At 65.3% G+C, this 21,740-nt stretch carries 17 protein-coding genes and 1 pseudogene; 9 read left to right on the top strand and 9 right to left on the bottom strand.

Annotated elements, in window-relative coordinates:
- The first annotated feature begins 108 nt into the window (after nt 1–108).
- The gene (locus H3V53_RS23630; protein ID WP_336600023.1) at nt 109–2,604 is read left to right on the top strand and encodes a GcvT family protein; all 2,496 of its coding nucleotides are present in this window, start codon (nt 109–111) and stop codon (nt 2,602–2,604) included.
- Between the two features lie 22 nt (nt 2,605–2,626).
- On the opposite strand, the gene H3V53_RS23625 is transcribed toward H3V53_RS23630, so the two are convergent.
- A complete protein-coding gene (locus tag H3V53_RS23625; RefSeq protein ID WP_336600022.1) occupies nt 2,627–3,523 on the bottom strand; it encodes an AraC family transcriptional regulator in 897 nt (298 codons plus the stop codon).
- A 201-nt stretch (nt 3,524–3,724) separates the two neighbouring features.
- On the opposite strand from H3V53_RS23625, the gene H3V53_RS23620 reads away from it, so the two are divergent.
- Together H3V53_RS23620 and H3V53_RS23615 are read left to right on the top strand one after the other, a co-directional pair.
- Nucleotides 3,725–4,612: an NmrA family NAD(P)-binding protein gene (locus tag H3V53_RS23620; RefSeq protein ID WP_336600021.1), complete on the top strand. Its 888-nt coding sequence runs from the start codon at nt 3,725–3,727 to the stop codon at nt 4,610–4,612.
- Nucleotides 4,613–4,682: 70 nt separating this feature from the next.
- Nucleotides 4,683–4,811, top strand: coding sequence for a hypothetical protein (locus H3V53_RS23615; protein WP_336600020.1), 129 nt, complete (start codon nt 4,683–4,685; stop codon nt 4,809–4,811).
- A 108-nt stretch (nt 4,812–4,919) separates the two neighbouring features.
- Here the strand turns inward: H3V53_RS23615 and ribA are convergent, their stop codons facing one another.
- On the bottom strand, nt 4,920–5,567 hold the full coding sequence (gene ribA, locus H3V53_RS23610) for a GTP cyclohydrolase II (RefSeq protein WP_419539561.1): 648 nt from the start codon (nt 5,565–5,567) through the stop codon (nt 4,920–4,922).
- Nucleotides 5,568–5,966: 399 nt separating this feature from the next.
- Here ribA and H3V53_RS23605 point away from each other — a divergent pair, with 399 nt between their 5' ends.
- Nucleotides 5,967–6,401, top strand: coding sequence for a CBS domain-containing protein (locus tag H3V53_RS23605; protein WP_054920992.1), 435 nt, complete (start codon nt 5,967–5,969; stop codon nt 6,399–6,401).
- Nucleotides 6,402–6,639: 238 nt separating this feature from the next.
- On the opposite strand, the gene H3V53_RS23600 is transcribed toward H3V53_RS23605, so the two are convergent.
- Both H3V53_RS23600 and H3V53_RS23595 read right to left on the bottom strand, forming a co-directional pair.
- Nucleotides 6,640–6,972, bottom strand: coding sequence for a DUF4148 domain-containing protein (locus tag H3V53_RS23600; protein WP_336600018.1), 333 nt, complete (start codon nt 6,970–6,972; stop codon nt 6,640–6,642).
- A 312-nt stretch (nt 6,973–7,284) separates the two neighbouring features.
- On the bottom strand, nt 7,285–7,998 hold the full coding sequence (locus H3V53_RS23595) for a DNA-3-methyladenine glycosylase (RefSeq protein ID WP_336600017.1): 714 nt from the start codon (nt 7,996–7,998) through the stop codon (nt 7,285–7,287).
- 409 nt (nt 7,999–8,407) lie between these two features.
- Here H3V53_RS23595 and H3V53_RS23590 point away from each other — a divergent pair, with 409 nt between their 5' ends.
- Nucleotides 8,408–8,764: a BON domain-containing protein gene (locus H3V53_RS23590; protein ID WP_336600016.1), complete on the top strand. Its 357-nt coding sequence runs from the start codon at nt 8,408–8,410 to the stop codon at nt 8,762–8,764.
- A 234-nt stretch (nt 8,765–8,998) separates the two neighbouring features.
- Nucleotides 8,999–10,093 (top strand): calcium:cation antiporter, encoded by a 1,095-nt coding sequence (locus H3V53_RS23585; protein WP_336600015.1) that lies wholly within the window; start codon nt 8,999–9,001, stop codon nt 10,091–10,093.
- Between the two features lie 21 nt (nt 10,094–10,114).
- On the opposite strand, the gene H3V53_RS23580 is transcribed toward H3V53_RS23585, so the two are convergent.
- Complete coding sequence (locus H3V53_RS23580) at nt 10,115–10,990, bottom strand: LysR substrate-binding domain-containing protein (RefSeq protein ID WP_336600014.1); 876 nt, start codon at nt 10,988–10,990, stop codon at nt 10,115–10,117.
- 262 nt (nt 10,991–11,252) lie between these two features.
- Between H3V53_RS23580 and H3V53_RS23575 the strand changes: the two genes are divergently transcribed.
- Genes H3V53_RS23575 through H3V53_RS23565 form a run of 3 tightly spaced genes read left to right on the top strand, consistent with a single transcriptional unit; the run spans nt 11,253 to nt 13,510 of the window.
- Complete coding sequence (locus tag H3V53_RS23575; RefSeq protein ID WP_054920986.1) at nt 11,253–12,062, top strand: transporter substrate-binding domain-containing protein; 810 nt, start codon at nt 11,253–11,255, stop codon at nt 12,060–12,062.
- Nucleotides 12,063–12,101: 39 nt separating this feature from the next.
- Entirely contained in the window at nt 12,102–12,857 is a 756-nt protein-coding gene (locus tag H3V53_RS23570; protein WP_336600013.1) for an amino acid ABC transporter permease, read from the top strand.
- Nucleotides 12,854–13,510, top strand: coding sequence for an ABC transporter permease subunit (locus H3V53_RS23565; RefSeq protein ID WP_054920984.1), 657 nt, complete (start codon nt 12,854–12,856; stop codon nt 13,508–13,510). Before H3V53_RS23570 ends, H3V53_RS23565 begins: the two co-directional genes overlap by 4 nt.
- 54 nt (nt 13,511–13,564) lie before the next feature.
- Here the strand turns inward: H3V53_RS23565 and H3V53_RS23560 are convergent, their stop codons facing one another.
- From H3V53_RS23560 to H3V53_RS23545, 4 genes and pseudogenes are all read right to left on the bottom strand, one after another.
- Nucleotides 13,565–14,836, bottom strand: a complete 1,272-nt coding sequence (locus H3V53_RS23560) for a c-type cytochrome (protein ID WP_336600012.1) — start codon at nt 14,834–14,836, stop codon at nt 13,565–13,567.
- A 13-nt stretch (nt 14,837–14,849) separates the two neighbouring features.
- Complete coding sequence (locus H3V53_RS23555; RefSeq protein ID WP_336600011.1) at nt 14,850–17,087, bottom strand: xanthine dehydrogenase family protein molybdopterin-binding subunit; 2,238 nt, start codon at nt 17,085–17,087, stop codon at nt 14,850–14,852.
- Nucleotide 17,088: 1 nt separating this feature from the next.
- A complete protein-coding gene (locus tag H3V53_RS23550; protein WP_054920981.1) occupies nt 17,089–17,544 on the bottom strand; it encodes a 2Fe-2S iron-sulfur cluster-binding protein in 456 nt (151 codons plus the stop codon).
- Nucleotides 17,545–17,849: 305 nt separating this feature from the next.
- Nucleotides 17,850–21,740, bottom strand: a pseudogene (locus tag H3V53_RS23545) (cellulose synthase subunit BcsC-related outer membrane protein); the annotation flags it as partial.

Raw genomic sequence — 21,740 nt, 5'->3', positions numbered from 1 at the left:
TCCATCGATTCACGATTCATTGCCGGACCATTGCATTTTCAGCGCTTTTTCTGCACAGTACGCAGCAACACACGTCCACACATATCCACTTAATTCCACATTCCGGTCATGACCTCTCCTCTTCCCACGCAGGCTCGCGTCGTCATCGTCGGCGGCGGCATCATCGGATGCTCGGTCGCTTATCACCTCACGAAGCTCGGCTGGACGGACGTCGTGCTGCTCGAACAGGGTCAGTTGTCGTGCGGCACGACGTGGCACGCGGCGGGGCTCGTCGGACAGCTGCGCGCGCAGGAAAGCATGACGAGGCTGATCCGCTATTCGACGGCGCTCTACGCGGAGCTCGAAGCCGACACGGGTCTCGCGACGGGATGGAAGCAATGCGGCTCGCTGTCGGTCGCGCGCACGGCCGAGCGGATGACGCAGCTCAGGCGCACGGCCGCCGTCGCGCGCGCGTACGGCGTGACGTGCGAGGTGATCGGCCCGAAAGAAGCCGGCGAACTGTGGCCGCCGATGCGCACGGACGACCTGCTCGGCGCCGTCTGGCTGCCCGGCGACGGCAAGGCGAATCCGACCGATCTCACGCAGGCGCTCGCGCGCGGCGCGCGCCGGCGGGGCGCGCGCATCGCGGAAAACACCCGCGTTACCGCGATTCACACGCGACCGGCATCGAAAGGACGCGAGGCGAGCGGCGTCGCATGGCGCGACAAGGCAGGCAACGAAGGCACGATCGCCGCGCAGGTGGTCGTCAACTGCGCGGGACAATGGGCGAAAGCCGTAGGACGGCTATGCGGCGTGACGGTGCCGCTGCATTCCGCCGAGCATTACTACATCGTCACGGAGAAGATCGCGGGCGTGCATCCCGACCTGCCCGTGATGCGCGACCCGGATGGCTACATCTACTTCAAGGAGGAAGTGGGCGGCCTCGTGATGGGCGGCTTCGAGCCGGACGCGAAGCCGTGGGGCATGAACGGCATCCCCGACAGTTTCGAGTTCCAGCTGCTGCCCGATGACTGGGATCAATTCCAGATCCTGATGGAGAACGCATTGCAGCGCGTGCCCGCACTGGAGACGGCACAGGTGCGCCAGTTCTACAACGGACCGGAGTCGTTCACGCCCGACAACCATTTCATGCTTGGTGAGGCGCCCGAGTTGCGCCATTTCTACGTCGGCGCGGGGTTCAACTCGATGGGGATCGCGTCGGCGGGCGGCGCGGGCATGGCGCTCGCCGAATGGATCGTCGCGGGCGAGCCGACAATGGACCTCTGGCCCGTCGATATTCGCCGCTTCGCGCGCTTCAACGGCAATGACACGTGGCTGCACGACCGAGTGAAGGAAACGCTCGGCCTGCACTACGCGATGCCGTGGTCCAATCGCGAGCTCGACAGCGCGCGGCCGTTTCGCCGCTCGCCGCTCTACGCGCAACTGCGCGACGAAGGCGCGTGCTTCGGCAGCAAGATGGGCTGGGAACGCGCGAACTTCTTTGCGCCGACGCGCGAAGAGGCGCGTATCGATTACGCGTTCGGCCAGCAGAACTGGCTGCCGTGGAGCGGCGACGAACATCGCGCCTGCCGCGAAGGCGTCGCGCTGTTCGATATGACGTCGTTCTCCAAATTTCTCGTCAAGGGACGCGATGCCGAAGCCGTGCTGCAACGGATCGTCGCGAACGATGTCGCGGTGCCGCCCGGCACGGCTGTCTACACGGGCATGCTCAACGAGCGCGGCGGCTATGAATCGGACTTCACGCTCACGCGCCTGTCGGACGATCAATATCTGCTCGTCACGGGTTCGGCGCAAACCACGCGCGACTTCGACACGATCGACAAGCGCATCCCGCCCGACAGCCATTGCATGCTCGTCGATGTGACGAGCCAGTACGCGGTGCTCGCGCTGATGGGGCCGCGCTCGCGCGATCTGCTTGCGAGCGTGTCGAAAGCCGACTGGCGCAATCAAGCGTTCGCGTTCGGACAGAGCCGCGAGGTCGACATCGGCTACGCGACGGTGCGCGCGACGCGCATCACGTATGTCGGCGAACTCGGCTGGGAACTGTATGTGCCCGTCGAAGTCGCGGTCGGCGTCTACGAGACGCTGCACGCCGCGGGAAAGCGCCTCGATCCGCAAAACGGCCTGAAAAACGCGGGCTATTACGCGCTGGAGTCGCTGCGGATCGAGAAAGGCTATCGCGCGTGGGGACGCGAGCTGTCGCCGGACACGACGCCGTTCGAAGCGGGTCTCGGGTTCGCCTGCAAGCTCGACAAGCAGATCCCGTTCATCGGGCGCGACGCGTTGCTCAAGCGGCGCGACGAGCCGCTGCGCCGGCGCCTCGTCGTGTTCACCGTCGACGGCGCCAGCGATCGCATGCTATGGGGCGGCGAAGCGATCATGCGCGACGGCGCGGCCGTCGGCTTCGTGACGTCGGCGGCATTCGGGCACACGCTCGGCTGCCCCGTCGCGATGGGCTATGTGAAACGCGACGACAGCGCCGCGCTCGACGAAGCGTGGCTCACGAGCGGCCGCTATCAGATCGACGTAGCGGGCGAACGGCTGCCCGCCACGCTGCATCTGAGAGCGCCATACGATCCCGCATCGGCGCGCGTGAAAAGCTGAGCGGCCGGCCCGTCAGTGCCCATCAACGCCCGGCGGCCCGCTCTTCATCGCGCAACTCGACGTTGCGTGCAAGCTCACGCGGCGTCACGCCGAGCAGCCGCTTCATCCAGTGCGCCATGTGGCTCTGATGCGCGAACCCGGCTTCGAGCGCGACCTGGCTCGCGCTGAAGCGGCCTTGCAGCAGCAGCGATTTCGCGCGCTCGACGCGCCGCTGCACGACATGCCGGTGCACCGGCACGCCCATCGTCTCGCGAAACAGCACCTTGAAATGCGGCACGCTCATGCCGACAAGGGCAGCGAGCGCCGTCAGCGTCAGACGTTCGTCGAGATGCGCCTCGATGTAGTCGATCACGCGTGCCGCCGCCCGCGCCGACAACACACGGCTTCGTCGATCGCGCGACACGTCCGCGCCCGCGAGCCGTACGATCATCGCCGTGCACAGGCTCTCGGCGTAGAGGGGATCGGAGGCCTGGTCCGCTTCGAGTTCGGCGCGCATGGCCCACGCCAGATGCTGGAAGCGCGCATCGCGCATCTGGAATTGAGGGCGAATCTGCGCATCGGCGCCACGCACGCCGATCTGTTCGATCGTGTCGCGCACGAATACGGCGCTGAACCAGATGCGCAAGACCGTGCAGTTGGCGTCGTCGGACCATTCGCCATCGAGGCCTGCCGGGATCACGTCGGCGTCGCCGTGCGCCTGAATGCGTGCGAGGCGCTCGCCATTGCATCGGCACAAGGCACGCACGGGCGCACCCACGTGCACGCCCACGCGATGCTCGACGGCGGCGGGGATGCGGTGCGTGCCCGCGGAAATCCCGAGCAATTCAGCGCCAAAACCCGACCAGCCGAGCGACGCGCTCGACAGCAGGCTCTCGCGCGCGCCCGAATGCGGCTGCAACGCAGGAAGGACGGCATTCATCGCTTGCACCTCTTGGTCATGATTGCCGCATTGTGCTGGATTGCGCCGGGTTTGGCGCGTGCGTGGCCAAGCGTCGCTTCGCGTATCGCGCGACGGCGTGCGCATCGTCATCCGGATCTGCTGTCCGTCATCCTTGCCTGCGCGTTTGCAGAGCGCTTGCCGCGTACGCTCGACACATTCTGTCGACGAAGGAGTCAAGCGATGTTCGTTATTTTTGGCGCAACGGGGAGAGTGGGCCGCTCGACCGCGGCGGCGCTCAGACACGCAGGCCATGCCGTACGCGCCGTCGCCCGCGATCCGTCGCAATGCGAAGCGCTGACGCGGATCGGCTGCGAAGTCGTGCGCGGCGATCTCGACGACGAGGCGTCGATGCATCGCGCGCTCGACGGCGCCGTTGCCGTGCAGATGCTCTGCCCGGTGCCGCCGCAGGAACCCGACCCGGCGGCCGCGATGCGCAACACGATCGATACGGCGGCACGCGTGCTGCGTGCGCACCCGCATCTTCATGTCGTCGCGCTGTCCGACTACGGCGCCGAACTCGACGCGGATACGGGCATCACGATGCTGTTTCACTATCTCGAAGCGGCGTTCCGGGACGCCGCGCCGCGCCTCACGCTGCTGCGCGCAGCCGAACATATGCAGAACTGGGCGCGCGTGCTGCCCGCCGCGCTCGCGACGGGACGGCTGCCGAGCCTTCATCATCCTATCGACAGGCTGTTTCCGACGGTGTCCGCGCACGACGTCGGTAGCGTCGCCGCGCAGTTGCTGAGCGACGGGCCGGCACGCGACGGCGTGCGCGTCGTGAGCGTCGAGGGTCCACGCCGATACGCGGCAAAGGATGTCGCGCGCGTGCTGGGCGAGGCGAGCGGATGCGATGTCGTCGCGCTTGCGCTGCCGCGCGATCAATGGGAACCGACGCTGTCGCGCGCGGGACTCAACGCGAACCACGCAAAGCTGATCGTGGATCTTTACGACGCACAGAACGCGCAGCGGATCGATGTCGAAGCGGGCGTCGGCGAGCGGCGCTTCGGCACGACTGAACTGCGTGAGGTGTTCGATGCTCTCGTGCAAGCAAACAACGCGCGTTGAAACTATAGGAATGTGCCGGACGCATCGCTTCCTGTGCGCAACACAGCGTGCGAGTGCGCCACGCAATGGCGTGACGCGCGATGGCGCTAAAGCCCTCTATGGCCTTGCGATCGCCCTGGCCTCGCGGCTCGGACGGCTTCGGCTGGCGCACCTGCTTGCGTCGATTCCCGACAGCAACGACGACTTCGCGATCTTCTAGCGATAGCGATGTTCCGACGAGCTTCCGAAGCCCCAAGAAACAAATGGCCTCGCGATGCGCGAGGCCATTCCTTATAGCGCGTGACAGCAGCACGCAATCAGCGTGGCGTTACTCGTTTTCTTCGAAGTAGTGCCCGAACTTGACCTGCTTGGTGCGGATGTAGCGCTCGTTTTCCTCGCGCATCGGAATGGCCAGCGCAACGCGCTCGCAAACAGGAATGCCATGCTTCGACAGCGAGTCGAACTTCTTCGGGTTATTGCTCATCAGGCGCACGGACGTCACCTTCAAGAGCCGCAAAATGGCCGCCGCCGAATCGTATTCGCGCGAATCGTCAGGCAGACCGAGATCGAGATTCGCCTCGACGGTGTCGCGCCCCTGTTCCTGCAGCGCATACGCGCGAATCTTGTTCGACAACCCGATACCGCGGCCTTCGTGGCCGCGCAGATACAGCAGCACGCCGCAGCCTTCAGCCGCGATATAGCGCAGCGCGAGATCGAGCTGCTCGCCGCAGTCGCAGCGATACGAGCCGAGCACGTCGCCCGTCAGACATTCGGAATGCAGGCGCGTGAGCACTGATTGCTTCTCGGCGACTTCGCCCATCACGAGCGCAAAATGCTCGGCGCCCGAGTCGTTGACGCGAAACACATACGAGGTAAAGGTGCCGTAGCGGGTGGGAAGCGTGGCCGTCGCGTCGAGCGTGACGCATTCGCCGGTGGGTACGCCGACAGCGTGCGACGGATCGTGAGACATGGGCATGGCGTTAGCGGTATTGCGGACATGAACCCGTCAACGAACGGGGATAAAGACCGGAGAATGATGACCGGCAGATCGGATACAGATGCGGAGTTTACCGCTAAACGATGAATTGTACCTGGCAGCCGCTTCGCCGCGGTGCGCATGCGCGCACACGATGGTGCACGGGCGGGCGTTGTCGTACAGCCGACGAAAGGCCACGCGTTGCCCAACATTCGTGCGGTATGGGTACGATCTTGCACACGATGCGTGTTGTTCCTCACAGAACCCAGGCGAAGCGAGCGTCGCCGCGAACGTCGTCGACGCCTATACTTGGTTTGCGTCTGTTCTGCGCTTGACGTGCCTCTCCCTCATCCCAGCGCGCCGCGGCCAGGCGTGCTGCACTGCAAACGGAGCCGCTCCATGACTAGCGTTGCACAAGTCCTTAAATCGAAGCCGAATCAAGACGTCTTCACGATCGAAGCAACCGATTCCGTCTACAACGCCATCAAGATCATGGCCGACAAGCAAATCGGTGCATTGATCGTCAAGGAAAACGGAGCGATCGCGGGGATCGTCACCGAACGCGACTATGCGCGCAAGATCGTGCTGATGGACCGCTCGTCGAAGACGACGCCCGTTCGCGACATCATGAGCACTGCCGTGCGCTTCGTGCGCCCCGAACAGACCACCGACGAATGCATGGCGCTCATGACCGAGCGCCGCATGCGCCACCTGCCCGTGCTCGAAAACGATCAACTGATCGGCATGGTTTCGATCGGCGACCTCGTGAAGAACATCATTGCCGAGCAGCAGTTCACCATCCAGCAACTCGAGCACTACATACACGGCGCGTAGCCGCTCCCTCGCTGGCCGCACTGGCCGAATTCCGCCAGCAAAAAAAGCCCAATCCGCGAGGTTGGGCTAAGCCACCTTGCGGCGGCGGAGGTTCATGCTTTCATTGACGGCGGCATTGGTGTGCCCTGCTGCGCACTGCGCCGCGCCGCCGTCTGCCTGGCTTTCACGCGCGCTTTATCCGAACTCTGAAGGCGCGCGCACCGGGCCGCGAACGTGCGGCCCGGCTTCCATTTAGCGATTAATGACCGAAGTAGACGTCTTGCGTCGGGTTCAGCGCCTTGACGGCTGCGCCCGATTGCGACGAACCGTTGGTCGGCGCGCCGTAGCCCGTATCGGCGACGCGGGCTTGCGCGACAGCGCCGTTTTGCGCCTGGACGCGTGCTTCGGCGGCCTGGATGTCGGCCGGATAGGTCGAATCGACGGCTGTGGCGGGGTTGTAGCCTGCCTTTTCGAGCTGGATCAGCTGGGCGCGGACTTCGGCGCGCGTCACAGGCTGGTTCGACTGGGCGAACGAGACGACGGGAGCGGCGAGAACAGCAGCGATGGCAACAGCCTTGATCAGCGATTTCATGGTAACTACCTCCGAAAATTCTTTTATCAGCCTGCTTCGCACAACCGTGTGTGAAGCCAGTGATGACAGTGTAGCCAGCGGGATACCAAGGGAAAACCCCTATTTCGGAGATACTTAATTGCGAGACTTGGAAAAGTAGCCGGCCGATGCAGCCGGGGCAATCGAGGTTCGATGGACGGTTTGCAATAGTGCGCGACGTATCAGCCTGGCGCCGGGACGCGGCAACCGCCGACGATTGCCAACCCGCCATGCGCCGCCACGGTTTATCGGGGACAGGAGAGCCGCGTCATTGCGGCCGCCGCGTTTCGCCCGTCAGCAGTTTGCGCGGCCCGCTGACGAATGGACTGCCCGGCTCATAGAAGCGCAGCGCCGATGCGTCTCGCGCGCGATGCCGATGCGCGTCGTGACGGCGTAGGGCGCGGGCGCGTCGCGTTCGGTGCTACTGGTGCCGCTCGTGCTTCTCGTGCTTCTCGTGCTTCTCGTGCTTCTCGTGCTTCTCGTGCTTTGCGCGTCGTTCGCGCGCTCTGCGGCCCGGTTACGGCTCACGCCGAGCCACAAACCTTTTCCGGTGCACAGATCGGTGCCGTCGAAGCCGGAATCGATGCCCAGCGCCAGCGCGAGCCGCCCCGGCCCGCGCGCGAGGTCGAGCAACTTCGCATCCGCCCGTCGCGCCTGCATCCATCCGATTCCCTCCACCGGCTCCAGCGCGCGAATCAGCACGGCCGCGCCCGTCCCTTCCCGCTCGCTGACCACGTTGATCACGTTGTAGATACCGTAGGTGAGCCGCACGTACGCGTGGCCGTGCTCGAGGAACATCGAGCCGTTGTACGCGCGGCGCCCCGGAAACGCATGGTTGGTCGAATCCCCGACGGGATACGCCTCGGTCTCGACGATCCGTCCAGCGACGCGCCCCTCGGGCAGATCGCGCACCAGGTATTTACCCAACAGAAAGCGCGCGAGGTCAACCGTATCGACGGGTAGATCGTTGCGATGTAGAGGAATCATGGAAAGCGCGGTTTTTGCCATGCGGCCGTTTGCCCGGAATGGAGCTGCCCCTGTGCGCAGCGCCTGTTGCAGCATGATGACGCGCCGCGCCGTTCCATGCACGGCGCACCGACCGTGCGGCAACGGGTGTCATCCGGTACGAATCGGTGTAGTCGGTGCTATTGGCATCGATCCGTTGTAGCAATGCCGCAACTGCGCCACCCTCTTATCTCACTATGGAACCAATTGAGGTATCGTTACTGTCCGCCCAGCACGCACCGGCGCGGCTGGGCAGCCCGCTTCCCGGCACGCTATCGGTGCAGATACAACAGCAGGCGTTTTCATCCCGAAGTACCGAAGTGGTAGTGCAGTGGTCTCACGCGTGAAGAAGCTCTTCGCGGGCCTGTTTCAGGCGTGAAACTTCGCAAATCATGACAACAGGAGAAAGTGAATGAAGGCGATTCAGGCAATCAAGATGGTCGGTGGCGCACTCGTGGTTCTGGCGTCGATCAACGCATACGCTCAGGCAAGCGATGCCGACATGACCGCTCAGCCGAGCGCGAAGCAGACCGCCAAGGCCGCGAAATCGGCCGACCGCGCGCTGGCGCGCAAGGTGCGCGGCGCGCTGGCGAAGGCGAAGGATATCAGCGTCGCCAACATCACGGTTCGCGCACGCAGCGGCGCCGTGACGCTGCAAGGCTCGGTGCCGGAGCAGCCGCAAGTCGACAAGGCCACGCAAGTCGCACAAGGCGTGCAAGGCGTGACGTCGGTGAAGAACGCACTGACGATCCGCCCGGTCGGCCAGTAAGCCCGACGCAGCAAACGCCTGCCACCGCCCGCACGCGGGCGTGCTGGCTTCGCAACGCACCGCTCTTCGTCATGAAGAGCGGTGTTTTTCTTTGCGCGGCGCGCCGACGATCGCTGCGCGCGACGCTGTCACACCGCGAACCCCTCCGGCTGGTTTAATCTCGGGACTGTGCGCACTGTCCGCGTCGGGCGGCGCGGGCGCCCTTCCGAACAACAACAAAGGCACGGAACAGACATGGCATCGACTTCGCCCGTACTGCCCCGCTGGACGATCGCAGCGCCCATCATCGCGTGGATCGTGCTCGGCGCCTCCTATGCGCTGCCCGGCAACGGCCTGTTGACGGCGCTCGCCGCCGTCGCGCTGGCGGGTTCGGTGTTCGCCGGCGTGCATCATGCCGAAGTGGTCGCGCACCGGGTCGGCGAGCCGTTCGGCACGCTGCTGCTCGCCGTGGCCGTGACGGTGATCGAGGTGGCTTTGATCGTCTCGGTGATGCTGTCGGCGGGCGCCGAAAAAGCAGGGCTGGCGCGCGACACCGTGTTCGCCGCCGTGATGATCGTGTGTAACGGCATCGTCGGGATCTGCCTGCTGGCGGGCGGCTTGCGCCATCGCGAGCAGGGCTTCCAGATTCGCGGCGCGAGCGCGGCGCTGGCAGTGCTCGCGTCGCTGTCGGTGCTGTCGCTCGTGATGCCCAATTACACCAGCGTCGCGCTCGGACCCGCCCTGAGCGACAAGCAGCTGGCGTTCGCAGGCGTGTCGTCGCTGGTGCTGTACTGCGTGTTCGTGTTCGTGCAGACGGTGCGGCACCGCGACTATTTCCTCGCTGATTCCGCCCATGGCGCCGTCGACGACGACGCGCACGCCGCGCCGCCGAGTCTTGGCGTGGCGGCGGCGAGCGGCGTGCTGCTGGTGGTCAGCCTCATTGCCGTCGTGCTGCTCGCAAAGGTGCTGTCGCCCGTCGTCGAGCGCGCGGTGCTCGAAGCGGGTGCGCCCGAGGCCGTGGTCGGCATCGTGATCGCCGCGCTGGTGCTGTTGCCCGAAGGCCTGGCCGCCGTGCGCGCGGCGCGCGCCGACCGACTTCAGAACAGCCTGAACCTCGCGCTCGGCTCGGCCCTCGCGAGCATCGGCTTGACGATTCCGACCGTCGCGCTGGTGTTCATCTGGACGGGCCGTCCGCTCGTGCTCGGCATCGACGGCAAGGACACCGTGCTGCTCACACTGACGCTGCTGATCAGCACGCTCACGCTGGGCACGGGGCGCACGACGATTCTGCAAGGCGCCGTGCACCTGTCGCTGTTCGCCGCGTATCTGTTTCTGTCGTTCGCGCCGTGATCTCTCTCTGAAGCAGGTCCTTCATTCCGTCCAATGCCGGTCGATCCAGTCGCGAAACAGATTGACCTTCTGCTGATGCGCGACGCTGTCCGGATACACGAAAAAGTAACGCGCGCCCGTCACGAGCACGGCGTCGAACGGACGCACGAGCCGTTGCGCGGCGACGTCCTCTTCGATCAGCGCGAGATCGCTGATCGCGACGCCGAACCCCTGTAGCGCGGCATTGGTCGCGAGATCGAGCGTATCGAAGCTCGGGCCGAGACCGGCATCGACGTCGCGCTCCTCCACGTAATCGAGCCACATTCTCCAGTCGCGGTGATCGCGCGTCGGATGCAGCAGCGTATGACGCGACAGATCGGCGGCGCTCGCGAGCGGCTTGCCATGCAGCAGTTGCGGCGCGCACACGGGCGTGAGGCGCTCCTCGAACAGAGGCACGGCCTGCACGTCGGCACCCGTTGACCTGCCATAGACGATGGCGGCGTCGAACGGCTCGACCTGAAAGTCGACGTCGTGCTGCCAGGTCGTCGTGATCTGCACGTGAAGGTCGGGATATTCGGCCTGGAACAGCATGATTTTGGGCAGCATCCAGCGCATCACGCAGGTCGGCACCTTCAGCGCGAGATCGGTGCGCTGGCGGGTCAGGCGCAGCGAAATCTCTTCGATGCGCGCAAAGCTCTCCTTGACGGCGGGCAGCAGCAGTTCGCCTTCCGCTGTCAGCGTGAGCCCCTTCGCATGACGCTTGAAAAGCGGGAATTGATAGTAGTCCTCGAGCGCGAGAATCTGCCGGCTCACGGCGCCCTGCGTGAGGCACAGATGTTCGGCCGCACGCGTGAAGCTGCGATGCCGCGCGACGGTCTCGAAGATCTGCAAGGCATTCAGGGGCGGGAGTCGTCGCATGAGGGTTGGCCCTATCAGGAAAATTCATTGCGCGTGCTGCTTTTTGCTCGCGCATGCGGCAGACGGTCCTCAAGGATACGCGATCCAAAATTCGCCGCCATACCGCGCCATGCACATAATTCATGCGCGAGCCCGTGCGGGACAACCCTTACGGCATGAGCGCAAGTCATGGCGCCTATGCGCAGATTTCGGTTGTTCGAGGTTTTTGACGTACCTACAGTGACTCCACCGCCGTCCCCAACACTCAAGAAAGGATGCACCGATGACCACCGCCGCTCTCTTCCGCCGCCGCTTCTCCAACGCGTTCGCCGCAATCGCCTTTGTGGGCGTCGCGCTGTCCACCTTCGCGCCGCACGCGCATGCGGACGCGCTCGATACGATCACGAAGGCGGGCGTCGTGCGCGTCGGCGTGTTCATGGACTATCCGCCGTTCGGCTCGATCGGCCCGGATATGAAGCCGCAAGGCTATGACATCGACGTCGCCAACCTGATCGGCAAGTCGCTCGGCGTGAAGGTCGAACTCGTGGCCGTGACGGGCGACAACCGCATGGCTTATCTCGCCGACCACAAGGCGGACATGCTGCTGTCCGTCGGCCAGACGCCCGAGCGCGAGAAGGTGATCGACTTCTCGCAGCCGTACGCGCCCTACTACCTCGCCGTGTTCGGGCCGAAGTCGCTGAAAGTGAAGGACGCGAACGATCTCGCGGGCAAGAGCATTTCCGTCGCGCGCGGCACGCTCGAAGACCTGAGTGTGACGAAAATCGCGCCGCCGTCCGCGAACATCAAACGCTTCGACGATCCGAACGGCGCTATTTCTGCATTTCTTTCTGGTCAGGTACAGTTGATGGTCGTCGGCAACGATGTCGGCGCGACGATCCTCGCACGCCATCCCGCCAACGATCCGGAACAGAAGTTCTCGCTGTTCAGTTCGCCCGATCATGTCGGCCTGAACAAGAACGAGCCGCGCCTGCTGAAGAAGGTCGACGACACCATCGCGCGCGCCCGCAAGGACGGCACGATGAACGCGATTTCGCAGAAGTGGCTGCGCGCGCCGCTGCCGGAAAATCTCTAACCTCGCCTTTCGATCAGACGTCACGATGAGCCGTACACGATGAGTTATACGTTCGATTTCAGCAGCTTCGATATGTATGCGGGGATGCTCGTGCGCGGCGTCGGCGTGACGCTCGGACTGACGGCTATCTCGACGGTGCTGGGCGGCATCGTCGGCATCGCGGGCGCGGCGGGTGCGGCGTCCGGGCCGAAATGGCTGCGCGCTCTGATCGCGGCCTATGTCGAGTTGATCCGCAACACGCCCTTTCTCGTGCAGCTGTTTTTCGTGTTCTTCGGGCTGCCGAGCCTCGGCTTGCACATCGACGAAATACAGGCCGCCATCTTCGCGATGACGGTCAATCTCGGCGCGTATGCGATCGAAATCGTGCGTGCCGGCATCGACTCGATTCCGCGCGGACAGATCCAGGCCGCTCAGGCGCTCGGACTGCAGCAAGGTCAGGTGTTTCGTCATGTCGTGCTGCCGCAGGCCATCGCCAATGTGTTTCCCGCGCTGCTGAGCCAGGTGCTGATCGTGATGCTCGGCTCGGCCGTCGTGTCGCAGATCTCGGTGCCCGACCTCACCTACGCGGCCAACTATATCCAGTCGCGCAATTTCCGCTCGTTCGAGGCGTACGTGATCATCACGGCCACGTATCTGGCGCTGTCGATCGTGCTGCGGCAGGTGCTGAACCGGCTCGGCAAGGGCCTGTTCGCCGGACGTGCGGCGCGTTCGGCGCCAGCGCCGCGCGGACTGTTGCGCGCGCTGTCCTGGACGCGCAGTGCGCGCGCGGCATCGACGACGGAGCGCTCGTCATGATCGAATTCACGCTATGGGATATCGCGCGCAATCTGCTGCTCGCCGCGCGCTGGACGGTGTTGCTGTCGCTGATCGCGTTCGTCGGCGGCGGGCTTGTCGGGCTGCTGCTGCTCGCGATGCGCGTCTCCCCGCTGCCGTGGTTGCGGCGCTTCGTCGTGCTGTATGTCGAGCTGTTCCAGGGCACGCCGCTGCTGATGCAGCTGTTTCTCACTTTCTTCGGCTTGCCCTTGCTCGGCGTCGACGTGTCGCCATGGGTCGCGGCGACTGTCACGCTGACGCTTTACACGAGCGCGTATCTCGCGGACATCTGGCGCGGCTGCGTCGATGCCGTGCCGCGCGGGCAATGGGCCGCGGGCGCGAGTCTGGGGATGACCTTCGGGCAGCAACTGCGGTACATCGTCTGGCCGCAGGCGCTCAAGATCGCCGTCGCGCCGACCGTCGGCTTTCTCGTGCAGGTCGTGAAGAGCACCGCGCTGACGTCGATCATCGGCTTCACCGAGCTCACGAAAACGGGGACGATGATCACCAATGCCGCGTTCAGGCCATTTCCGATCTACGGGATGGTGGCGCTGCTGTACTTCGCGATGTGCTTCCCGCTGACGTGGTATGCGCGCGTGCTGGAGCGCAAGCAAAAGGTGGGACGGGAGCGGTAGACACGCTGTCTGCGACGCGCAGGCCATTGCCTCAGCGTCGCAGACAGGCAGACATCACTTCGCCGTCACCTTCCTGACCTTCGTCACCTCGTCCGCGCTAACGGCAGGCGCGCCGTTGTTCCACCCCGCACGAACGAAAGTCAGCACATCGGCGATCTGCTGGTCGCTCAACACGGGCGCGTACTTCGGCATCGGATACGGCGCGGGAATGCCGCCGATCACCAGATCCTCCGTCCCATTCAACGTCACGTTGATCAGCGACACGGCGTTCTTCTCCAGCACGTTCGGATTGCCCGCGAGCGGCGCGAGCATCGGCGCGAAGCCGCGTCCGTCGACGCCGTGGCAGTGCATGCAGTACGCCGTATAGACGCGCGCGCCGGCGTCATTGGCGGGACGCGTCAACGACACTTTCGTCGCCTTCGCGTCGTACGCATAGGCCGCGCCGCCCGCGCCGCCCGAGGCGGGCAGCGACTTCAGATAGCGCGACATCGCGGCGATGTCGCCATCCGTCATCGCTTGCGTGCTGTTGTTGATCACGCTCGTCATCGCACCGAACGCCGACGCATGCTGATTCGCGCCCGTCTTCAGGAATTGCGCGACATCCGCTTCGGACCAGCGTCCCAGTCCGACGTTATGCTCGCCCGTCAGGTTCGACGCGAACCAGTTGTCGAGCACGCCGCCCGTCAGAAACGCACTGCCGCTTTCATCGAGCGCCTTCTCCTGGAACGCCACGCCGCGAGGCGTATGGCACGAGCCGCAGTGCCCGAGCCCCTGGATCAGATACGCGCCGCGATTCCACGCGACGTCCTTGCCCGGCTTGTCCTGATACACGCCCTTGTCGAGGAAGACCATGTTCCAGAACTTCAGCGGCCAACGCATGTTCATCGGCCACTTGATGTCCGGCTCACGGTTCGCCTGCTTCACGGGCGCCACGCCGTTCATGAAGTACGCGTAGAGCGCATGCATGTCGTCGTCGTTGATCTTCGCGTACGACGGATACGGCATCGCCGGATACAGGTTGTGGCCGTCCTTCGCGACGCCTTCGCGCATCGCGCGCCGGAAGTCGTCCTCGCTGTAGCGGCCGATGCCCGTGTCGGGATCGGGCGTGATGTTGGTCGAGTAGATCGCGCCCATCGGCGTCATCATCTGCAGGCCGCCCGCGAACGGCTTGCCGTGTTGCACCGAGTGGCACGCGACGCAGTCGCCCGCCTTCGCCAGATATTCGCCGCGTTTGACGAGGGCATCGTCGGCGGCGCGCGCATTGCCCGCGACGAGCGGCAGCGCGCATGCGGCCGCGAGCGCGAAAGCCTTCAGGCTGGGTTTCATCGTCGGCCTCTCCTCAAGCGTTCATCAGCTGGCTGCCGACGGGCAAATGACGCAACCGCTTGCCCGTCGCCGCATAGATCGCGTTGGCGATCGCCGGCTGCGCGGCGGCCGTCCCCGGCTCGCCGATGCCGCCCGGCGCTTCGCTGCTCTTCACGATGTGCACGTCGATGGTCGGCGTTTCGTGGATGCGCAGAATCCGGTAATCGGTGAAGTTGTTCTGCTGCACGCGGCCGCGATCGATCGTGATCTCGCTGTAGAGCGCCGCCGTGATCGCGAAGATGATGCCGCCCTGGATCTGCGCTTCGACGGTATTCGGATTGACCACCATCCCGCAGTCCACCGCGCACACCACGCGGTTCACCCTGACCTCGCCCTGATCGACGGTGACGTCCGCGACCATCGAAAAGAAGCTGCCGAACGCGTGCATCACCGACACGCCGCGCCCCTGCCCCTTCGGCATGGCGGTGCCCCATCCCGCCGCCTGGGTCGCGACGTTCAGCACGTTCAACGCGCGCGGCGACTTGCCGAGCAGGTCTTGCCGGTACTTGACGGGATCGATCTTCACCTGCGCCGCGAGTTCGTCGATGAAGCTCTCGACCACGAACGCGCCGCGCGTCGGCCCCACGCCGCGCCAGAATGCCGTCGGGATCGCGCGCGGTTCCTGGCGCACGTAATCGATCAGCTGATTGGGCAGATCGTAGGGAAGATCCGCGGCCACTTCGACGGCATCGGGATCGACGCCGTTCTTCACGGCGGGCGGCGCAAAGCGCGCCAGAATCGACGAGCCGACGATGCGGTGCTGCCACGCGACGGGCTTGCCGTTCGCATCGAGCCCCGCCGAGATCTTGTCGTAGTAGTACGGCCGGTACATGTCGTGCTGGATGTCTTCCTCGCGCGTCCACACCACTTTCACGGGCACGTTCAGCTGTTTTGCCACTTTCACGGCCTGCGTGACCATATCGAATTCGAGCCTGCGCCCAAAGCCGCCGCCGAGCAGGAAGTTGTGCACGACGATCTTGTCCGGCGACAGCCCCGTCACCTTCGCGCCCGCGTCACGCGCGCGCGTGGGCACCTGCGTGCCGACCCAGATCTCGCAGCTGTCGGGCTTCACGTGCACCGTGCAATTGACGGGTTCCATCGTCGCATGCGCGAGGAACGGCTGCTGGTAGACGGCATCGACGCGCGTCTTCGCCTGTGCGAACGCGTTGTTCACGTCGCCGTCCTTGCGCGCGACGGCACCGTTGCCCTGCGACGCCTTCTCCATATCGTCGACGAGCGTTTTCATCGACACCGTCGCGCCCTCGCCTTCGTTCCACGTGATCTTCAACGCCGCCGCGCCGCGTTTCGCGGCCCACGTGTGATCGCCGATCACGGCCACGCCGTTGTCGATCTTCACGATCTGCCGCACGCCGGGAATCTTCTTCGCGGCCGTATCGTCGACACCCGCGAGCGTGCCGCCGAACACCGGGCAGTTGACGATGGCCGCATACACCATGTCGGGCAAGCGCACGTCGAGACCGAACATCGCGCTGCCGTCCACCTTTTCCGGCGAATCGAGACGCTTCGCCTGCGTGCCGATCAGCTTGAAATCCTTCGGGCTTTTTAGCGGCACATTCTGCGGCACGGCGAGCTTCGCGGCGGCATCGACGAGTTGTCCGTACGCGATGCTGCGCTTCGTATCCGCATGGATCACCTGGCCGTACTCCGCGTGACACGACGCCGGGTCCACCTGCCATTGCTGCGCGGCCGCGTTGATCAGCAGCACGCGCGCGGTCGCGCCCGCGCGGCGCATCGGCTCCCACGCGTAGCGGATCGAGGTCGAGCCGCCCGTCAACTGGCCGCCGAGCAGCGGGTCGGTGAAGAGCTGTTCGTTGGGCGGCGCGTGGTCGATCGTCACGCTATCGAGCGGCACTTCGAGTTCTTCCGCGATCAGCATCGGAATCGACGTGTACACGCCCTGGCCCATTTCGACCTTCGGCACGATCAGCGTGACCTTGCCTGCCGTGTCGATCTGCACGAAGGCGTTGGGCGCGAACACGCCGTTTTGCGGCGTCTCGACGCCGTCGCCGCCGATCACGGACTTGCGTGCATCGCCCTGGCTTTGTGCGGGCATGCTGAAGCCGAGCATCAGCCCGCCGCCCGCCATCGCGGCCACGCTCGCGCTGAACTTCAGGAACGCGCGGCGATTGACACGCGTGGCATCGTCATCGCGCGGCTTGCCGTTTTGCGCATCGAGCAATCCTTGCGACATGTCATGCCCCCTTCGCTGCCTGCTTCACGGCGGCGCGGATGCGGTTGTAGGTGCCGCAGCGGCAGATGTTGCCAGCCATGGCGGCATCGATGTCGGCGTCGCTCGGATTGGGGTTCTGCGCGAGCAGCGAGGCCGCCTGCATCACCTGTCCGGACTGGCAGTAGCCGCATTGCACGACGTCGAGCTGACGCCACGCCGCCTGGACTTTCTTGCCGGCGGGCGTGTCGCCGACCGCTTCGATCGTCGTGATCTTTTTATCGCCGACGGCCGCGACGGGCAGCACGCACGAGCGCACTGCGACGCCATCCAGGTGCACCGTGCACGCGCCGCATTGCGCGATGCCGCAGCCGAACTTGGTGCCCGTGAGACCGATGAGGTCGCGCAAGGCCCACAGCACGGGCATGTCGGGCGGTGCGTCGATGGTGTGAGTCTGTCCGTTGATGTTCAGCGTTGCCATGAGCAAATCCAAAAGTGGTGATGTTTTATCCGCCGACGCCAAACAAAATGCGGTCGTCGACCGGCTTTTGTTGGACGTGGCTTGCCAATCGCGCAAGCACGTGCATGTACACACACGGTGCAGCGACGCATTGCGCATGCAACTGGTAGCAGGGCCAACCGATTGTAGTGGGACGTTAAAAAACGTGCGGGCGAAGTGTCGCGCTCAGTGCGTCCGCCGCGAGCGGGACGGCCGGGCGCGCCGAAACAAACAGAGCAGTGGCGGCCGCACTGCTCTCGTTCGTTGCATCTGCGTGGGACAGGCGCCTAGTCGTTGACAGGCAGATACGGCGACCTGAGCGGCGTGGGCGGAAACACATTGAAGCCCGTCTGCTTCGTGAACGCATAGCGCACGTACACGGCGGCGACGAACTCGCGGTACTCGTAGGCGTTGCCAAACGATGCGGCCGCACCCACCGTCAACTGCGGCGCGAGTTGATATTCGCCCACGGCATCGATCGAATACGACACGCCCGTCTTGCTCTGGCCAGGATAGATAGCGTTCGGATCGGGCACGGGCAGATTCGCGCTCGCGAAGTTCGTCACGGCATCGTTTTGCAACTTTGGGTCGAGCGGGAAGTAAGGCGAATCGTCCTGCCGGTAATGCTGCACGCCGATCGATGCCTTCAGGTCGTAGGTGAACGGCCCGTTGCGCCCCGTCCACTGGATCGGCAGATTCAGGATCGCGTACTGCTGCGGGCTGAAGTAGCCGCCCTGCCCGTACGTGAAGTACGACAGGTTCTTGTTGTAGTGCATCAGCGTCGTGTTCACGCCGACCGTGAAGCTCTGGTCGGCGTCCTTGTACAGACGCGTGTACACACCGCCGCCGCCCTTGATCGAATTGTTCGACGCGACGTGATGGCCGTCGTAGTAGTCCCAGGCTGCATTGGCATAGAGGCCGCTCGTCCCGTCGTCCCAGCCGATGTCGCCGCGCAGGCCGTTGGATGTCACGCCGCCCCACTCCAGGTTCGCCGACTGATCGCGTGCACCGGCATAGGAGAGCAGGCTGTCGGTGACGGCACGGCGTCCCGCCGTCAGCGAGTACGAGACCTTGTCGGTCAACCCGCCCTTCCACTGCACGCCGCCGACGATGTTCTGCTCGCGAAAGCCGAACGGCGTCGCGCCGACGTCCGCCTTCAGACCGCGATACTCGTAGCCGACCCCTGCGCCGACGCCGCTCGCCGTCTGCGAGCCATACGGATTGGTGGTCTGGTCGGTCCTCGCCGAACCGAAGCGGGCGATCGTGTTGGAGTTGCTGCTCATCGTGCCCGCATCGAGCGTGACGGGCGTGACCGTCACGACCACATGCCCGTCGCCCGCGCGGATGCGCCCTTGCAGCGGCGCTTCGATGTCGGTCAGATTCGACAGGCCGTTTTCGCCGTCGCGATTGCGGAACTGGATGCCGCCGCTGATCGTGCTGGTCTGTTCGCGGTTGATCTGCGCGAGTTCTTCCTCGACGGTCAGCGTCTGCGTCTGCGCCGGCTGCGAATTGGGACGGTTCTGCTGATCCTGCGCACCGCGCGTCGGATACGGTGCGGGCGGCTGCGGAACATACGGCACGAGACCGTAGCCCTGGTTCGTATAGCCCTGCGGCTGCGGCTGATATGGCTGCGGATACGGCTGCTGCGGGTAAGGCTGTGGCTGATATGCCTGCTGCGGATACGGCTGTTGCGCATACGCGCGCTGCTGCGGATAAGGCTGTTGCGGATAAGGCTGCTGCGGGTAAGGCTGCTGTTGCGGATACGGCTGCGGATAAGCCTGCTGCTGCGCATAGGGTTGCCCGTACCCTTGCTGCGGATAGCCGCCCGGCTGCTGTGCATACGCCCCCGTGTTGCCGGCCGCTCGCGCATTCTTCGCCGTCCGCTTCTTCGAGGACGGTTGCGGGTTCGCCGGTTGCATCGGCTGCATTGCCTGCGACTGCGCGGCCTGCGCCTGCGGCGACATCGGCCAGGGCGTGCTCACATCTGGTTGCGCGTACATCGGTTGCTGATACGGCTGCGACGCCGGTTGCTGCGCATAAGGTTGCTGCGCATCCGGCTGTTGATACGGCTGTTGATACGGCTGCGGTTGCGCATAGTCTTGCGCGGGATACGCTTGCCCCGGCGCGAGCCCGCCGCCTGCTTGCGACGACCCATATTGATCGGGACCGTAGCCGTCCGCCTCCTGCGCGCCGCGCGTATCGGCGGCCGCCCGCGGCGCGAGCGAGCCCAGCGAGTTGATCTGCATGGCCGGCTGCGGCTGCGGTGCGACGTAGGGCGCATCAGGCGCATTGGGCACAGTTGCCGGCTGCGTCGGCGGTATGTAGGCAGGCATGGCTGGCATTGGATACGGTTGAGTGTTCTGCGCCGGGAACGGCACACTGTTCGACGCATCCGTCGACGTGCGGTTCGCGAACGGGTTGGTGCCCGGCAACGGGATTGGACCGCGCGAGCGCAACGGCACGTCCCAGCCGCTCGGCACAGGCTGTCCATTGGTGCCCGCCGTCGTCGCGCCCGGCCGCGCGAGCGGTGCGTTCTGCGCAATCAGCGCGCGTTGCAGATACTGCGCGGCGAGACTGTTGCGGCCTTGCGCGCGATACATGCGGCCCGCCGCCGCGAGCACGTCGGGGTTGTTGGGCGCGATGCGCAGGGCCTGCATCATCGTCGACTCGGCGAAGTCGAACTTGCGGATCTGGGTGGCCGCGCCCGCCGCGTTCAGCAGCAGTCCGACGTCGGTCGGGTTCTGCGCGAGCGCGAGACGATAGGTGGCCAGCGCGTTCGCATTGTCGTTGTTCGCCGTGTAGAGCCGCGCGAGCGCCGCGAGAATCGCGGGATCATTCGGCCTCGCGGCAAGCCACGGCGACAGCACGTCGAAGGCGCTCGCGAGATCGTTAGCCTGGCGCAGCGCGTCCGTGCGGCGCACGACGATCGCCACGTTGATCTTCTCGAAGTCACTGCGCTGCCGGCCCGTCAGTGGCATCGACGCAAGTCTGCGCATCACTTCGCCAAGTTCGATGTCCTGGCCCGCGTTCAGCAGAATGCCCGCGTCGGCGAGCAGCAGCCCTGGGTCGTTCGGCGCACGCGCGACGGCGCTGCGCACCATCATCAGCGCGCGCGGCGTGTCGCCCGTAGTCACATACGCCGACGCGATCGCGCCGATCAGTTCGGCATTCGTGCCCGCGATCGGCTCCGCGTTCTGCAGCATCGCGCGCGCCTCTGCGATGCGCCCGTTCTTCGCGAGCGCCACGGCTTCGTCGCATTGCTGATGCACCCACAAGCGATGTTGCAGGATCGCCATTGCGTCGGTGCGTTTGGCGGCCGGAATGCGTTCGAGTTGCGACAGGCCGTAGCGCCAGTCCTGCATGTCGGCGGCGAGCAGCGCGCTCGCGTAGTACGCATCGGGCATGTCGGGATGCAGCGCGATGAGGCCGTCCATGATGCTCTTCGCATTCGCATATGCGCCCTGCTTCGCGTAGATGCGCGCGAGGTCGAGCCGCAGCCACGGATCATCGGGATCGTTCAGCAGCGCGTCCTCGAACAGGCTGCGCGCACTGCCCAGATCGCCGCGCGCCTCGGCGGCGCGTGCCTGCGCTGCCTGCGCTTCGCCGCGCAGACGGTTGGTGCCGCCCACTTTCGCGCGCTGCTCTTCCGTCAGCTGGTTCGCGAAACTGAGCGCTTCGTCGCCGCGCCCTTGCGCGGCAAGCGCGCCGACAAGACCGCGGATCGCGTCAGGATTGTCCGACTGACGACGCAACGCCATCCGGAACGCCGCTTCCGCGCCGCGCGGGTCGCCGCTTTGCATCAGCAGATCGCCGAGCGCGGTTTGCGCGGTGACGTCGCCGGGACTCACGGCAATGGCTCGTTCGAACGATGCCTTGGCCTGCGCGAGATTGCCATTGCTCTGCTCGCCGAGGCCTTCGCTCGTGTACATCCAGTACGTCGCGCTGTTGAGCGCCTCGCGCCAGCGCGCCGCGCCGCCAGCCTGCGATGCCGCGCAGCAGATACTCGCGCGCCTGCGCGAACTGTTCCTGCTTGAGCAGCGCGACACCCATGCCGCCGAGCGCGTCGCCGTCGCTCGGCGCGCTCGCGAGCACCGACGAGAAGCGCGCCTTGGCCGTCACGAGATCGCCGCGATCGAGCGCCGCGAAGCCCTCGGCGACTGCGCGGCCGCGCGCGTCGG

Origin of the sequence: Paraburkholderia bengalensis, assembly GCF_037126505.1 — a bacterium.
GTDB classification, from domain to species: domain Bacteria; phylum Pseudomonadota; class Gammaproteobacteria; order Burkholderiales; family Burkholderiaceae; genus Paraburkholderia; species Paraburkholderia bengalensis.
Note: the sequence above shows the minus strand (reverse complement) of the source record. Positions and strands in the feature narration are given on the sequence as shown.

Excerpts from the sequence above, each read along its gene's own strand:
- ribA (WP_419539561.1), bottom strand. The coding sequence starts at position 5,567 with ATGCCCATGTCTCACGATCCGTCGCACGCTGTCGGCGTACCCACCGGC.
- H3V53_RS23600 (WP_336600018.1), bottom strand. The coding sequence starts at position 6,972 with ATGAAATCGCTGATCAAGGCTGTTGCCATCGCTGCTGTTCTCGCCGCT.
- H3V53_RS23550 (WP_054920981.1), bottom strand. The coding sequence starts at position 17,544 with ATGGCAACGCTGAACATCAACGGACAGACTCACACCATCGACGCACCG.
- H3V53_RS23565 (WP_054920984.1), top strand. The coding sequence starts at position 12,854 with ATGATCGAATTCACGCTATGGGATATCGCGCGCAATCTGCTGCTCGCC.
- H3V53_RS23590 (WP_336600016.1), top strand. The coding sequence starts at position 8,408 with ATGAAGGCGATTCAGGCAATCAAGATGGTCGGTGGCGCACTCGTGGTT.
- H3V53_RS23620 (WP_336600021.1), top strand. The coding sequence starts at position 3,725 with ATGTTCGTTATTTTTGGCGCAACGGGGAGAGTGGGCCGCTCGACCGCG.
- H3V53_RS23585 (WP_336600015.1), top strand. The coding sequence starts at position 8,999 with ATGGCATCGACTTCGCCCGTACTGCCCCGCTGGACGATCGCAGCGCCC.
- H3V53_RS23625 (WP_336600022.1), bottom strand. The coding sequence starts at position 3,523 with ATGAATGCCGTCCTTCCTGCGTTGCAGCCGCATTCGGGCGCGCGCGAG.
- H3V53_RS23575 (WP_054920986.1), top strand. The coding sequence starts at position 11,253 with ATGACCACCGCCGCTCTCTTCCGCCGCCGCTTCTCCAACGCGTTCGCC.
- H3V53_RS23605 (WP_054920992.1), top strand. The coding sequence starts at position 5,967 with ATGACTAGCGTTGCACAAGTCCTTAAATCGAAGCCGAATCAAGACGTC.
- H3V53_RS23580 (WP_336600014.1), bottom strand. The coding sequence starts at position 10,990 with ATGCGACGACTCCCGCCCCTGAATGCCTTGCAGATCTTCGAGACCGTC.
- H3V53_RS23560 (WP_336600012.1), bottom strand. The coding sequence starts at position 14,836 with ATGAAACCCAGCCTGAAGGCTTTCGCGCTCGCGGCCGCATGCGCGCTG.
- H3V53_RS23595 (WP_336600017.1), bottom strand. The coding sequence starts at position 7,998 with ATGGCAAAAACCGCGCTTTCCATGATTCCTCTACATCGCAACGATCTA.
- H3V53_RS23555 (WP_336600011.1), bottom strand. The coding sequence starts at position 17,087 with ATGTCGCAAGGATTGCTCGATGCGCAAAACGGCAAGCCGCGCGATGAC.
- H3V53_RS23630 (WP_336600023.1), top strand. The coding sequence starts at position 109 with ATGACCTCTCCTCTTCCCACGCAGGCTCGCGTCGTCATCGTCGGCGGC.
- H3V53_RS23570 (WP_336600013.1), top strand. The coding sequence starts at position 12,102 with ATGAGTTATACGTTCGATTTCAGCAGCTTCGATATGTATGCGGGGATG.